At 62.0% G+C, this 13,277-nt stretch carries 14 protein-coding genes; 3 read left to right on the top strand and 11 right to left on the bottom strand.

The window, feature by feature from the left end; genetic code table 11:
- Positions 1–21: 21 nt before the first annotated feature.
- The 6 genes from V5N47_RS07085 to V5N47_RS07060 all read right to left on the bottom strand — a co-directional run bounded on the left by V5N47_RS07085 (position 22) and on the right by V5N47_RS07060 (position 4,923).
- On the bottom strand, positions 22–741 hold the full coding sequence (locus V5N47_RS07085) for a uroporphyrinogen-III synthase (RefSeq protein WP_338730172.1): 720 nt from the start codon (positions 739–741) through the stop codon (positions 22–24).
- Positions 738–1,481 carry a uroporphyrinogen-III C-methyltransferase gene (gene cobA, locus V5N47_RS07080; RefSeq protein ID WP_338730171.1) on the bottom strand — a complete coding sequence of 248 codons (744 nt, stop codon included), beginning with the start codon at positions 1,479–1,481 and terminating at the stop codon, positions 738–740. The genes V5N47_RS07085 and cobA overlap by 4 nt, the downstream gene beginning before the upstream one ends.
- A 1-nt stretch (position 1,482) precedes the next feature.
- Entirely contained in the window at positions 1,483–2,589 is a 1,107-nt protein-coding gene (gene hemC / locus V5N47_RS07075; RefSeq protein ID WP_338730170.1) for a hydroxymethylbilane synthase, read from the bottom strand.
- Between the two features lie 108 nt (positions 2,590–2,697).
- Positions 2,698–4,035, bottom strand: coding sequence for a glutamate-1-semialdehyde 2,1-aminomutase (locus tag V5N47_RS07070; RefSeq protein ID WP_338730169.1), 1,338 nt, complete (start codon positions 4,033–4,035; stop codon positions 2,698–2,700).
- A 40-nt stretch (positions 4,036–4,075) separates the two neighbouring features.
- Entirely contained in the window at positions 4,076–4,588 is a 513-nt protein-coding gene (locus V5N47_RS07065; protein WP_338730168.1) for a winged helix-turn-helix transcriptional regulator, read from the bottom strand.
- The gene (locus tag V5N47_RS07060) at positions 4,585–4,923 is read right to left on the bottom strand and encodes a hypothetical protein (protein WP_338730167.1); all 339 of its coding nucleotides are present in this window, start codon (positions 4,921–4,923) and stop codon (positions 4,585–4,587) included. Before V5N47_RS07060 ends, V5N47_RS07065 begins: the two co-directional genes overlap by 4 nt.
- A gap of 328 nt (positions 4,924–5,251) precedes the next feature.
- Between V5N47_RS07060 and V5N47_RS07055 the strand changes: the two genes are divergently transcribed.
- Both V5N47_RS07055 and V5N47_RS07050 read left to right on the top strand, forming a co-directional pair.
- A complete protein-coding gene (locus tag V5N47_RS07055) occupies positions 5,252–5,764 on the top strand; it encodes a DoxX family membrane protein (RefSeq protein WP_338730166.1) in 513 nt (170 codons plus the stop codon).
- A gap of 385 nt (positions 5,765–6,149) precedes the next feature.
- Positions 6,150–7,565, top strand: a complete 1,416-nt coding sequence (locus V5N47_RS07050) for an oligosaccharide flippase family protein (RefSeq protein WP_338730165.1) — start codon at positions 6,150–6,152, stop codon at positions 7,563–7,565.
- 14 nt (positions 7,566–7,579) lie between these two features.
- Here V5N47_RS07050 and V5N47_RS07045 read toward each other — a convergent pair whose 3' ends face one another.
- The 5 genes from V5N47_RS07045 to hemB form a co-directional block, all read right to left on the bottom strand.
- Positions 7,580–7,945 (bottom strand): P-II family nitrogen regulator, encoded by a 366-nt coding sequence (locus V5N47_RS07045; protein ID WP_338730164.1) that lies wholly within the window; start codon positions 7,943–7,945, stop codon positions 7,580–7,582.
- Entirely contained in the window at positions 7,938–9,266 is a 1,329-nt protein-coding gene (locus V5N47_RS07040; protein WP_338730163.1) for an ammonium transporter, read from the bottom strand. Before V5N47_RS07040 ends, V5N47_RS07045 begins: the two co-directional genes overlap by 8 nt.
- Before the next feature lie 391 nt (positions 9,267–9,657).
- Complete coding sequence (locus V5N47_RS07035) at positions 9,658–10,020, bottom strand: P-II family nitrogen regulator (RefSeq protein ID WP_338730162.1); 363 nt, start codon at positions 10,018–10,020, stop codon at positions 9,658–9,660.
- Positions 10,013–11,380 carry an ammonium transporter gene (locus V5N47_RS07030; RefSeq protein ID WP_338730161.1) on the bottom strand — a complete coding sequence of 456 codons (1,368 nt, stop codon included), beginning with the start codon at positions 11,378–11,380 and terminating at the stop codon, positions 10,013–10,015. The genes V5N47_RS07035 and V5N47_RS07030 overlap by 8 nt, the downstream gene beginning before the upstream one ends.
- A gap of 289 nt (positions 11,381–11,669) precedes the next feature.
- Positions 11,670–12,650 (bottom strand): porphobilinogen synthase, encoded by a 981-nt coding sequence (hemB, locus tag V5N47_RS07025; protein ID WP_338730160.1) that lies wholly within the window; start codon positions 12,648–12,650, stop codon positions 11,670–11,672.
- A gap of 90 nt (positions 12,651–12,740) precedes the next feature.
- On the opposite strand from hemB, the gene V5N47_RS07020 reads away from it, so the two are divergent.
- Positions 12,741–13,274 (top strand): GNAT family protein, encoded by a 534-nt coding sequence (locus V5N47_RS07020; protein WP_338730159.1) that lies wholly within the window; start codon positions 12,741–12,743, stop codon positions 13,272–13,274.
- The last annotated feature ends 3 nt before the right edge of the window (positions 13,275–13,277 follow it).

Raw genomic sequence — 13,277 nt, 5'->3', positions numbered from 1 at the left:
CGCTTGCTGCGAGGAAACCAGTCAGTTCGCGTTCGACGCCGTAACGACCGCCCGCGCCAACGTCTCGAAATCTGCCTTTTCGGGAACCACGTCAACCTCAATGCCGAGTCCCTCGGCCGTGGATTTCGTCGGTTCGCCGATGACGCCGACCACCGCGTCGTTTAAGCCAGCCAGTGCTTCGCTGCGAATCCCGCGGGCTTCGGCCGCGTCTAAGAAGTTCTGCACCATCAGCGACGAGGTGAAGATGGCTCCTGACAGGTCGCCTTCGGCGGCTGCTTCTGCGGATTTTCCTGCATTCGCAGGCCGCACGAGTTCGTACAGAATCGTCTCGTGGACGTAGGCTCCAGCGGCTTCGAGCCCGTCGGTGAGTACGGGACTGCCGTGGTCGCTTCTGGCGACTTCGACGCGCGCACCGTCTACGTCGGCAGCGAGTTCCTCGACCAACCCCGTAGACGAAAATTCTGCAGGAATGCGGTGAACCGGATACTCGAACTCACGGAGTCGGCTAGCGGTTCCGTCGCCGACCGCGCAGATGGTTCCCTGTGCATTCCACCCTGCATCGGCGGCCAACTCGACGCCGGTCTTGCTCGTGAGAATCGTGAAGTCGCCGTCATCGCGGGGGGCGTTTCCGGTCGGGCGGACTTCGAGCATGGCGTCGCCAAGTACGTCTGCGCCGAGCGATTCGATGAATTCAACAGCATCTGCGAGACGGCCGTCGTCGGGTCGGAAAACGGCAATCATCTGAGGAACTCCTTCACGTTCTCGCGGGTCGCGGCGACTTCGCCAATCACGGTGATGGCGGGCGGTTTGATGCCTATTTCATCGCGCACGTCCACGATGGTGTCGAGCGTGCCCATCGCCACGCGCATGTCGGGCCACGTCGCGCGTTCGATGAGCGCAACGGGGGTGTCGGAAGCCATCCCCGCCTCGAGCAGGGCTTTGGTGTAGTTCGGCAGTTTGCCGACGCCCATCACGACGACGATGGTGCCGCCGGTGTCTGCGAGCGCCTGCCAGTTGACCGCCGATTCGTCCTTCGTCGGGTCTTCGTGACCCGTGACGAAGGAGACGCTCGAGGCGTGGTCGCGGTGGGTCACGGGGATGCCCGCGACGCCCGGGCCACCGATGGTGGAGGTCACGCCGGGGACGATTTCGAAGGGAATCTCGTTGGCCGCGAGGTGCTCCATCTCCTCGCCGCCGCGGCCGAAGACGAACGGGTCGCCGCCTTTGAGTCGGACAACGGTTTTCCCCTCGCGGGCGAGTTCGACCAGCCGGTTGTTCGTGTACTCTTGGGGCGTCCACTCGCCGCCGGCGCGCTTGCCCACGTCTTCGCGTCGGGCTTCGGGGACGAGGTCGATGATTTCCGGGCCGGGCAATTTGTCGTGGAGGACGACATCGGCTTCATCGAGCAGGCGGCGGGCTTTGACGGTCAGCAGTTCGGGGTCGCCCGGACCGCTGCCGACAAGATAGACCTTCCCCGTCATGTTATTCCTCGCTGTCGAGCGACTGCTTTGCTTCCTCGACGAGTTCGCGCGCCCCGCGGTCTGCGAGTTCGTGGGCGAGGTCGCGGGCTTCGACGGGGTGACGTTCGATCTTCAGGTCGCGGGTCACGGAAATCGTGTCTTCACCATCCTGACTCAGCACGCGAACGGTCGTGTGGACGTGTGCGCCTTGGATAACGGCGCTGACCCCGATTGGGGCGATACACCCGCCGTTCAACTCGGCGAGAATCGTCCGCTCAACCGTCGTCTCGACGCGCGTGCGTGGGTGGTCGAGTTTCTTGTGAAGGAAGTCGCCCATCTCGCCGTCGCGGGCGGTGACGGCAATCGCGCCCTGTCCGGGTGCGGGGACGAACGACGTCATCGGGAGGCGCTTCAGCTGGACTTTCTCGTCTAACCCCGAGCGGATGAGACCGGCTTCTGCCATCACGAGCGCGTCGTAGCGCGGCTCCGGGTCGTATTCGAGGACGCCCTTTTCGAACTCGGACAGGTCGTTGAACCACTGTTCGAAGTTTCTGCGGTACTCGGTTTCGTAGTCGGGGTTGTCGAGATTGCCTTTGCGCGCGTGTTCTGCTTCCATGCGGCGTTCGTGTTCGGCCTGTAGCTTGGTCGCAAACAGTTTCTGGACGCGGGTATCGACGTTGCCGCGGATGGGTTCGACCTGGAGGTCGGGCCGGTCTGCGAGCAGTTGGGCTTTGCGCCGGAGGCTCGAGGTGCCGACGACGGCTCCCTGTGAAAGCTCCTTCAACTCGCTTCCGTCCTCGGTGACGAGCACGTCGCCGGGGTGGGTGCGCTGAGGGACGCCCGCGACGACGAGGTTTTCGGGCATCTCCGTCGGCATATCTTTCATCGAATGGACGGCTCCATCGACGTCGCCGTCGAGTACTTTTTCGTCCAGACTGCGGACGAACGCGCCCGTCTTGCCCAGTTGGTGGATGAGGGCGTCTTCGAGTTGGTCGCCCGTGGTCTCCACCTCCACGAGTTCGACCTCGTGACGGCGGTCTTCGAGCGCCGTCTTGACGATGCTCGCCTGTCGCAGCGCAAGGTCTGAGCCTCGCGTGGCTAGGCGAATCGTCGTCTTCTCGGTAGTCATTACGTGGCTCTCTGCGTTCGACGTGCAAAAGCACATTCGTTCGGGGTCAGGCGGTGACAGCGCCGCCCATATCGTAGAAGGCTGTCAGAAGAATCGTGCTCGACCGGCCTACAGCGCGTGCTTGTACGCTTCGAGCGTCTGTTCGATGTCCGTCTCCGTGTGCGCATAGCTCACGAACTGAGATTCGAACTGGTTTGCGGTGAGGAAGACGCCCTGTTCTTTCATCTTCGGCCAGAACAGGCGCTCCCAGCGGTCGGTCTCTGCGGCTTTCACGTCGCCGCCGTTTTTCGGACACGCGTCGTAGCGCGGACAGTCGGGGTTCTGGGTACACCCGGCTTCGCAGTGGCCGTCCCACGAGTCGGGCGCGTCGCGCGTGAAGATGAGTTTGAACATGCTGTCGGTTCCCGCCACCGTGTACGACGGGGCCTGGTCTTTGACGATATCCGTGAGTCCCCGACGAAGCTGGTCACCGAGGTCGTCCACGTGGTCGTACACCTTGTTCTCGGCGGCGAATTTGAGGGTTTCAAGCCCCGCAGCCATCGTCACGGGATGCCCCGAGAACGTCCCGGCTTGGAACACGTCGCCCGAGGGCGTGAACTGCTCCATGATTTCGACCTTGCCGCCGATTGCGCCGACGGGGAACCCGCCGCCGATAACCTTCCCGAACGTCGTGAGGTCGGGGTCTACGTCGAATTTTCCCTGAGCACACTGGAGGCCGCCGACGCGAAAGCCGGTGATGACCTCGTCGAGAATCAACAGACTGCCGTGCGTTTCGGTAATCGACCGGAGCGATTCAAGGTAGCCATCGACTGGCGGAACGATGCCGTAGTTGCCGAGAATCGGTTCGGCAATCACCGCGGCAATGTCGTCGCCGTGGGCCTCGAACACGTTGCGGAGGGCTTGCTCGTCGTTGAACGGGACGGGAATCGACTTCGCGGCGAACTCGGCCGGGATGCCCGGACTCGACGGCGCGGCCCCCGAGGCGTCGCCTTTCACGAGGGTCGACTCCTGTGCACCGTGGTAGCCACCTTGCATGACGACGATTTTATCGCGGCCGGTGTAGCCCCGTGCCAATCGCACCGCAGACACCGTCGCCTCGGTGCCGCTGTTGACGAATCGGACCATCTCGACGCTCGGGACGTGGCGGGCGATGAACTCTGCGTGCTCGACTTCGACTTCGGTCGGCGCGCCGAACATCGGTCCCTCGGCGACGGTGCGCTGGATGGCCGCAGTCACCTGCTCTGGGAGGTCATGACCCAACAACAGCGGGCCGTAGCCGTTCACGTAGTCGATGTAGCGGTTGCCGTCGGCGTCGATGACGTGGCCACCGTCGCCGCGTTTGATGAAGAAGGGATACGGTCTGGTTGCCCGGACTGGTGAGTTGACCCCGCCGGGGAGCACCGACAGCGCCCGGTCGTAGAGTGCGCGCGAGTTCGACTCGTTCATGGCCGGGGTTTCTCACTCGGGGACGAAAGAACTGACTCTCTCATTCCGTCAGCAGTGAATCGACCAGCCTGACGAACCGGTCTACGAGGCGGTCGGGGAGCGATGGCGTGATTTCGCCCAACAGCCGCGCTGTCGCCTCGGGCTGACACAGCGCAAGCGTGACGCGATTTTGCGCACCTCTCCGTTTTTCGACAATCGCTGACTCGACGAGGTTATCCAGATGCCATTCGAGCGTACTCCGAGCGATGCCGAGCGACTCGGCCACCGCGTTCGGCCGCGAGGGGCCGTGTTCGAGCAGGTAGACAAGCACGTCGCGGGCGGTTTCGCGGCGAAACAGCGCGAGAATTTTGCGTTCCCACGGGTCGTAGCCGGTGGTAAAGTAGTGGGTCTGGCCGAACAGTGGTTCTGCGACGATTTTCTCTTGGTGCTCCAGTTTCCGGGTGTGGTACTGCACCTGTCCGGGGGCCAAGTCGAGTTGGCGCGTGAGTTCGTTGAAGTGGAGTCCTGCGTGGGCGTCGATGTGCGCACGGATGCGGTCTCGTTGGTGTGTCATTGGCCTGTGTCTGTCTCTTGTGAGATGGTTCGGGCGTAGTAGACGGCCCCGATGACGAGCGCGACGAGCAACACGTCGAGACTGTGTTCGAGCAGGTGGTGGAGATTCGTTTCGAGCATTCCCGTCACGGAGAGTGCGGCAACGATTGACTGGGCGAAGACGGCGCAGAGCGCGAGGGCGATGAACAGATACGGCCGTGACTGGCGGCGCAAAAACGCGGCGAGTGCGAGGCCGAGCAATATCGCCGCGCCAACAGATGCCAACCCGACCAGCACGACCAGCGGGAAGTCAACCGCCGGCGAGGCGGCGTGTAGCGGGGTGTCGAACCACTCCATCTCCCACTTTCTCGGGGTTTGCACACCTTTAGCCTGTCTCTCGCGCGAATTTCCAGTCGCGAACACACACCCACGCCCCCGATTTTATATCGCAGAATGCAATTTATAATAAACTCCAACTCACCGCTCGGTTCGCCCGTCTCTGGCCGTCAGTGGCGTTCAGTCCCTCGATGGGCGGTTTCGACCGAATTTATTACACACCGACACGAATCGATTGTTTTCGTAACACTCATAATATCTTTAGACGCGTCTAAAAATATGGGTTATCTGTTGATGGCACGCTTCACAAGTACCGACACTCAACCTCGTTTTGCACGGAGGTTCGAACATGGCTACTGACCGCTCAGTGGCGTCCGGCCACGAGTCGTTCGCTGCGAGCCGACTCGCCGCCCCGGCGCTCGTCGTGCTCCGCGTCACCCTCGGCTGGGTGTTCTTCTATGGCGGCATCACCAAGGTCATCGACCCAACGTGGACGGCCGCGGGATACCTCGAAAACGCCGTTCCCGCCGGCAACCCGTTTACCGCCCTCTGGCCCACCCTTGCTGGCCTCCCTGCCGTCGATTTACTCGTCCAGTGGGGTCTCACCCTCACCGGCCTTTGCCTCTTGCTCGGTGTGTTCGTTCGCTTCAGCGCGTTCTGGGCGAGCACGATGATGGTGATGTTCTGGGCGAGTAGCCTCCCGCTCTCGCACGGCATCCTTGTCGACGAACACATCGTCTACATCCTCGCGCTCGGCTGTCTCTCCGCGTTCGGTGCGGGCCGCATCGCCGGCCTCGACGCGAGGCTAGAGCAATCGGCAGTCGCCGCCGAACACCGGTGGCTCCGCTACCTGCTCGGCTGAACTCAGGAGAGCGAGTCGTACGTTTCTCGAAGTGTCGTCGCGTCGTGCATCCAGTTGTACCGCTCTGCGACGGCTCTGCGACCATTTTCCCCCATTGTGCCGCTTGCTCTCGGTCGGTGCCGAGTTCGAGCAGCGCCGCAGCCATCGCGTCTGCGTCGTCCGCCGTCGCAACGACGCCCGCGCCCGTTTCGCCGACGACGCGCTGGAGCGGAGGTACGCTGGAGACACGCACCAACTTACCGAGCGCCATGTACTGAAACGGCTTGTGGGTGTTTCCCGTTGGGGTTGAGTCGGGCGATTTTTTGTGACTTCTCGGACGAAAGAACAAAGCCAACGGTCGTTAGAAGATGCACCGAATGCACTGTCTTCTCGTGGGGGGCGCACGGTGAGTCGAGTAGACCGCGCGAGTCTCGCACTGTTTGGCTCGCGGATTCTCTCGCAACTGCTCGGCTTCGTGAGCGTCATCTACTTCGCCCAGCAACTCGGTGCGGCGGGCCTCGGCGTCTACTTCACGTTCGTCACCGTGGTAAGCGTCACCGGCGTCTTCTCTAAATTCGGCCTGCCGGGGGCCGTGGTCAAACGTATGAATCAGGCACGGTCACCTGCAGAGCGCGGCCGATATCTGACGGGCTCGTTTGTCTTGCTGTTCGTCCCGCTTGCGATTTCTGGCGGCCTCTTGCTCCTCTTTGGCCCGCACCTCACCCAGTACGTCGGCCTTTCGGCGGCCGCCCCACTCGCTGTCGCTGGCGTCGCAATGGCCGTGAGTTCAAACCTGCTCAGCGCCGCGCTCAAAGGCGAAAATCGCGTCGCCTCGACCGCGGTACTCGAACTCTTAGACCAAGTTAGCCGCCTCTCGATTAGCGTCGGGCTGTTGGTCGCGGGCTACGGCGTCCTCGCGCTCGTCATCGGGCGGATTGCGGGGAACGTGTTCAAAGGGATTGCCGCCTATCTCGTGCTCGAAACGTCGTTTTCGCTGCCGACCGTCGCGACGCTCACGAGCCTGTTTGACTTCTCTAAGTACACCGTTGGCATGAACGTCAGTTCGCTCGCGTACAACTGGGCGGACACGCTCGTCCTCGCGGCGTTCGCTACGAAAGCCGCCGTTGGCATCTACGAAACCGTCTGGATGGTGAGCGCCGTCACGCTGCTCGCCGCCCAAGTCATCGGCATCTCGCTCGCCCCGTCGATGACGCGCTGGCACGAAGCCGGACGGCTCTACCGCGTCGAACGCGCCTTTACCCAGGGCCTCTCGTTTGCGCTCATCCTCGTCTTCCCCGCCATCGTTGGCGCGTTTCTCATCGGCGACTCGCTGCTCTCGACGCTCTATGGCTACGACAGTGGTTCCATCATCCTCCTCATCCTTCTGACTGGCCAGCTCGCTGAGGCGGTCAAAAATATCACCCAGAACACGCTGTTCGGCATCGACCAGCCAGAACACGTCTTCTGGACGAACGCGCTCACACTCGGGGCGAACGTCGTCCTCAACGTCGCGCTTGTGCCGCTGTTCGGGATGGTCGGCGCAGCGGTTGCGACCTTCACGACCGCGACCGTCGCCGCGGCTTCGCAGTATTACTACCTGCGCCGGTACATTGACATCTCCATCAACTACCGCACGCTCCTCTGGCAGGTCGGCGCGGCCCTCCTGATGGGCGTCGTCGTCGCTGCGCTCGCGGGCGTGGTTCCGCTCAACACCGAACTCGGCCTGTTTGCGCTCGTCGCGCTCGGCGGCCTCGTGTACGGTGTCGCGTTGCTCACCAATGACGATTTGCGCGACCGACTCCGCGGTAGCGCGATGTTCTAAGAAAAAACGCCGCTTCAGACCGCGTCGCGACCGCGTTTGCCCGTCCGAATCTGCACGGCCTCTTCGACCGGCAGAACGAATATTTTTCCGTCGCCCGGTTGCCCGGTGTTCGCGGATTCTTGAATCGCGCTCACGACGGTTTCTGCGGGGATGTCGGCGACGATACACTCGACTTTGACTTTCTGATGCAAGTCAACGGTGTACTCCTCGCCGCGCCACTGGCCTTTTTTGGCCGGTTGGCTCCCGCGTCCGCTCACGTTGGTGACGCTAATACTCGGCGCACCCGCCTCTGAGAGCGCCTTTTTGACGTCGCCGAGTTTGTCGGGGCGGATGTACGCCATGACGAGCTTAATCTGCCCGTCGTTTACCGTGTCACTCATCGTCACACACTCCTCCGTCCGTCCGGATACCACCATCGGTCAGGGTGTCTGGCTGGCCGAACTCTGGGTAGGTGTCCACGCCGTGTTCGGAGATGTCGAGGCCTTCGCGCTCGTGGTCTGCGCTCACGCGCGCTTCACCGAGCGCCTTGATGACGCCGAAGACGACGATTGTCGCGGCAATCGTCCAGCCGGCGATGACGCCGACGCCCGCGAGTTGGGCGACGAGCTGGCTCATCGAAAAGCCCGAGACGGCGAAGAAGGGATAGAGAATCGCGCCGAGGATGCCTGCAGAGCCGTGGACGGGGAAGACCGCACACACGTCGTCGATCTGGAGGCGTTTTTCTAAGAACTCGAAGACGAGCGGGAGCTGTGCGCCTGCGAGCAGGCCAATGATGAGCCCACCCGTCCAGACGAGGTCGTCCGCGCTGCTCGTGATTGCGACGAGTCCGGCGAGCATGCCGTTTGCCACGTAGAGCGTGTCGACTTTCTTCGTCCGGACGAGCGAGAGTGCGCCAGCGCCGATTGCGCCGGCGGCCATCCCGAGGGTGGTGATGAGCGCAACCCGACCGACCGACTGGAACGCGCCGAGGACGAGTTGGCCGTCTTCGACGGCGAACACCGACGCCGCGGTGGCGACGTTGAAGCCGTACCAGCCAAAGGCGAGGATGAGCGTCCCGAGCACCGCAAAGGTCACGGAGTGGCCGGGAATGACGTTCGCGCTGCCGTCCGCGTTGAAGCGGTCGAGGCGCGGGCCGATAATCCACGCTGCAGTGAGGCCCGCAATGCCGCCCATACCGTGGACGATCATGCCGCCCGCGAAGTCGTGGAAGCCGAGTGCGGCGAGCATGCCACCAGCCCACGTGAAGCCGACGACGACGGGGTAGATGACGGCGGCGAGCAGGATGGTGTAGGCCACGTAGGCGCGGAGCTTACACCGGCCTGCGACGGCCCCCGAGACGATGGTGGCGGCGGTCATGGCGAACACCGCGCCGAACAGCCACCCAACCCACGCGTTACTGCTCGCAGGCGAGAGCGTATCTGCGAACGCCCCGCCCACCGAGTACGCGCTGCCGCCGGTCATGCCGCCGACGATGGTCGAGACGGCCGCACCGACGAGGAAGAAGACGATGACGCCAACGCTCCACGTCAGCATGTTCTTCGTGAGCTGGTTTGCGACGTTCTTCGAGCGTACCTGTCCGGCTTCGAGCATGGCGAACCCGGCGTGCATGAAGAAGATGAGGAAGGTGCCAACGAGAACCCACAGCAGATTGACGCCCTCTGCGATGACTGCTGGGTCTACCTGTAATGGAAGCGTCAGCATGCGCTCACCACTATTTGTAATGGTTTTTCGTGTGTATGTGCCCGTTCGTCCACTAAATCCGCAGTGAAACGTGCGTTACTGTACTGAGTCACAGTAGTTTGCCATGGTATGCCCATACATATGTGTTGGTGTTGAAAAAACGCCTATTTTTGAAGAATAACTCGCCAAACGTGCAAATTACAAACGGATAAGGGTGATATAAGGATGTATTTTGTCCAGTCACAGGACAAATGTTGCCACCGATGTGAGGGGATGTAAACCGGCTGTATTTTTGGCCGTTTCACTGTCGGCGTTTGCACAGTTTCGCAAAAAGTGTCGCCCGCTGTCGATTTCTCCCGTCCCCTTCATTTCCACCTCAGCGTGCGCGCGGTGGTGCGCGCCAGCGTCAGTCTCAGACTGCCTCTGTGCCTTCGAGACCTGTGCGAATCTGGACGGCCTCTTCGACCGGCAGGACGAACACCTTGCCGTCGCCCGGTTGGCCCGTGCTCGCACCCTCGACGATGGCCTCGACCACCGTTTCTGCGGGGATGTCGGCGACGATACACTCGACTTTGACCTTCTGATGCAAGTCAACGGTGTACTCTTCGCCGCGCCACTGGCCCTTTTTCGCGGGCTGGCTTCCGCGTCCGCTCACATTCGTCACTGAGATGCTCGGTGCGCCGACTTCCGCGAGCGCTTTCTTTACGTCGCTGAGTTTGTCGGGGCGGATGTACGCCATGACGAGTTTGATGCCGCCGTCGTTTGGCTCACTCATCGGTCTGCCCTCCGTCCGTGCGGACGCCACCGTCCGTGCTCACTCCGGCGAGCGCACGGTCTGGGTTGCTGTTGCCAACGAACTCTGGGTAGGCGGAGATGCCGTGTTCGCCTTGGTCGAGCCCTTCGAGTTCCTCTTCTTCGCTGACGTTGAGGCCGACCGCGGCGTCTGCGATTTTGAAGATGAGGACCGTCGTGATGATGGTCCAGAGCGCGATGACGGCGATGCCAACCCCCTGCATCAGCAGTTGGGTGGCCGAGAAGCCGCCGACTGCGAAGACAGGAATCAGGAACGTGCCGAGCGCCCCGGCGCTGCCGTGGACGGGAAAGACGCCACACACGTCGTCAATTTTCAGCTTGTCCACAACGAAGCGGTAGACCAGCGGGGCCTGTGCACCGGCGAGCATGCCGATGATGATGCCACCCCACCACGTGACGTGGGGGACGGCGCCGGTCACGCCGACGAGGCCCGCGAGCAGGCCGTTTGCCGTGAACAGTGGGTCTGGTTTGCCTTCGGTGAACGTCGTCATGAGCGAGGCAGCGACTGCACCAGCGCCCATGCCGAGCGTCGTCACGAGGGCGACACGCCCGAGTGCTGCGCCGTTGTAGACGAGCGACTCACCGTCTGCGGCGACCTCGAGGACGGCGGCTTGCGTGCCGACGTTGAAGCCGTACCAGCCAAAGGCGAGAATCAACGTCCCGAGCACCGCGAAGGTAATCGAGTGACCCGGAATCGGGATGCTGTTGCCCTTCTCGTCGAACCGGCCGCGGCGGGGGCCAACCATGTAGGCGGCCACGAGCCCGGCGACGCCGCCGAGCATGTGAACGACCGTCGCGCCCGCGAAGTCTAAGTAGCCAACACCGAGCGCTGCGCCGATGAAGCCGTCAGCCGAGAGCAGGCCGCCGCCCCACGCGAAGCCCTGAATCACGGGGTAGACAACGGCGGTGATGCCGACCGAGTAGAAGACGTACGCCTTGAACTTGATGCGCTCTGCGACCGCCCCCGAGACGATGGTGGCGGCGGTCATGGCGAACACTGCGCCGAACAGCCAGCCAATCCACGCGTCGGGGTTGTTGATGTACGCGAACGCCTCTGCGATGTTGTACGGCCCACTGGAGGTGAGTCCCGCCGCGATGCTCGCGATGGCGAGCCCGGCGAAGAAGTAGACGAGGACGCCAAGCGACCAGTCCATCATGTTTTTCATCAGGACGTTGCCGACGTTCTTCGCCCGAACCTGTCCGACTTCGAGCAGGGCGAAGCCCGCCTGCATGAAGAAGATGAGGAACGAGACCACCAGAATCCAGATGTTGTTCACACCTTGGGCGATGATGGCCGGGTCGAGTGCCAGCGGAACCGTCATGCCTCACCCACCGAAGTTATCACTGGACATTTACCCATCAATACGATCCAAACCTCGTGTTTAGTGTTACAAATCACGCTTGAGATTGACTATCACTAAGTATATAAAAGTTAGAGTTGATAATCACAATTTTTAGAATGCATAAAATAACGAATGGTGGATATTAGGAACACTATTATCTGTTTAAGGTTATTCTCTGTCACGAAATCAACCGTTTGTCCAGCAAAAAGCTGGACAATTGTCTACTGTGTTTCGCCTGAGTGTCGGCCAAGAGCGCGCGTGGCGCGCCTCAGAGCCGGTCTGCGAGGTCTGCGGCGAAGTAGGTGAGAATCAGGTCGGCCCCAGCGCGTTTTACCGAAAGCAACGATTCGTAGGCGACTTCTTCGAGATTCAACCACCCATTCTCCGCGGCGGCGTGGAGCATCGCGTACTCGCCGCTCACGTTGTAGGCCGCAATCGGATGGTCGAACTCACGGCGCAGGTCGGAGACGATATCGAGGTACGGCAGGGCGGGTTTCACCATCAGAATGTCCGCGCCTTGTTCTACGTCGAGGGTTGCCTCGCGGAGCGCCTCGCGCTTGTTTGCGGGGTCCATCTGGTAGTGACGCCGGTCACCAAACGAGGGCGCACCGTCGGCCGCGTCGCGAAACGGCCCGTAGAACGCGCTCTGGTACTTTGCGGAGTAGGCCATAATCGACACGTCGGTGTGCCCGGCTTCGTCCAGTCCTTCTCGAATCGCCCCAACCATCCCGTCCATCATCCCGCTCGGCGCAACCATCTCGGCCCCGGCTTCGGCGTGCGAGACGGCGATTTTCTGGAGCAGTGGCAGCGTCGCGTCGTTGTCTACCGTCATGTGTTCGTGTTCGGGCGCGCCCTCCTCAAGCGGGCCGCAGTGGCCGTGGTCGGTGTACTCACAGAGGCAGATGTCGGTCATGACGTAGGCGTCTGTCTCCGCCGTAATCCGGCGCGTGGCTTCCTGAATCACGCCGTCTTCGGCCCACGCGCGGGAGCCATCTGGGTCTTTGGACTTCGGAATGCCGAACAGCATGATGGCTTCGACGCCCGTCTCTCTGACCTCCTCGACACGGTTCACGATATCGTCGAGCGGAACGCGCTCGTGGCCCGGCATCGACTGAATCTGGACACGCTCGTCGATGGTCGCATCGACGAACACAGGCGTGATGAGGTCGCTCGCAGACAGCTCCGTTTCGCGCACGAGGGGGCGAACGCCGTCGGTTCGCAGGCGGCGTGGCCGGTGGGTGAGGTTCATGTTCGCACGTGGGTGAGGAACGCTAAAAGGGTTCTCGGATGGGTACCTTACTCTCGTAACTGCTTTCACGACACTCGTCAACTTTTCTATATGCCCGGCGACCCATTCCTGCTCGGCGACGACGTGGTGTTGTGTACGGTTTCCGAAGACGACCTGTCGTTCATGAATCGCAACATCAACAACCCCGCCGTGCGCCGCCCGCTCACCTCGACCACCCCACGGACGATGGCCGAGACGCGCCAGTACTTCGAAGAGCACATTTCGAAGGAGGAAGACTCGTTTCACCTGCTGATTTGCACGCCCGACGAGCACACGCCGGTTGGCATGATTACGCTGTTCAAACTCGCCCGCCGCGAGGGCCACGCCGAAATCGCCATCTGGGTTGACCCCGAGTTCCATGGCAACGGCTACGGCACGGCTGCCTCACGGCTCATTCTCGACTTCGCCTTTTCTGAACAGCGCCTCCACCGCGTGCAGACGCGCGTGCTCGAAACGAACTCTGCCTCCCAGCGTATCTGGGAAAAACTCGGCTTCACCCACGAGGGAACGCACCGCGACGAGGAGTACGACGACGGCGAATTCGTCGATACGCGTTACTACGCCATCTTAGAAGACGAGTGGTAGCAC

This window comes from Haladaptatus sp. DJG-WS-42 (assembly GCF_037198285.1).
Taxonomy (GTDB): Archaea; Halobacteriota; Halobacteria; order Halobacteriales; family Halococcaceae; genus QDMS2.
The sequence above is the reverse complement of the archived record's forward strand: the minus strand, read 5'-3'. Positions and strand labels throughout refer to the sequence as shown.

Bases quoted from the DNA above. Each gene is read 5' to 3' on its own strand.
- V5N47_RS07045 (WP_338730164.1), bottom strand. From the start codon at position 7,945: ATGAGTGACACGGTAAACGACGGGCAGATTAAGCTCGTCATGGCGTAC.
- hemB (WP_338730160.1), bottom strand. From the start codon at position 12,650: ATGAACCTCACCCACCGGCCACGCCGCCTGCGAACCGACGGCGTTCGC.
- V5N47_RS07085 (WP_338730172.1), bottom strand. From the start codon at position 741: ATGATTGCCGTTTTCCGACCCGACGACGGCCGTCTCGCAGATGCTGTT.
- V5N47_RS07070 (WP_338730169.1), bottom strand. From the start codon at position 4,035: ATGAACGAGTCGAACTCGCGCGCACTCTACGACCGGGCGCTGTCGGTG.
- V5N47_RS07030 (WP_338730161.1), bottom strand. From the start codon at position 11,380: ATGACGGTTCCGCTGGCACTCGACCCGGCCATCATCGCCCAAGGTGTG.
- V5N47_RS07040 (WP_338730163.1), bottom strand. From the start codon at position 9,266: ATGCTGACGCTTCCATTACAGGTAGACCCAGCAGTCATCGCAGAGGGC.
- V5N47_RS07035 (WP_338730162.1), bottom strand. From the start codon at position 10,020: ATGAGTGAGCCAAACGACGGCGGCATCAAACTCGTCATGGCGTACATC.
- hemC (WP_338730170.1), bottom strand. From the start codon at position 2,589: ATGACTACCGAGAAGACGACGATTCGCCTAGCCACGCGAGGCTCAGAC.
- V5N47_RS07065 (WP_338730168.1), bottom strand. From the start codon at position 4,588: ATGACACACCAACGAGACCGCATCCGTGCGCACATCGACGCCCACGCA.
- V5N47_RS07060 (WP_338730167.1), bottom strand. From the start codon at position 4,923: ATGGAGTGGTTCGACACCCCGCTACACGCCGCCTCGCCGGCGGTTGAC.
- V5N47_RS07055 (WP_338730166.1), top strand. From the start codon at position 5,252: ATGGCTACTGACCGCTCAGTGGCGTCCGGCCACGAGTCGTTCGCTGCG.
- V5N47_RS07020 (WP_338730159.1), top strand. From the start codon at position 12,741: ATGCCCGGCGACCCATTCCTGCTCGGCGACGACGTGGTGTTGTGTACG.
- cobA (WP_338730171.1), bottom strand. From the start codon at position 1,481: ATGACGGGGAAGGTCTATCTTGTCGGCAGCGGTCCGGGCGACCCCGAA.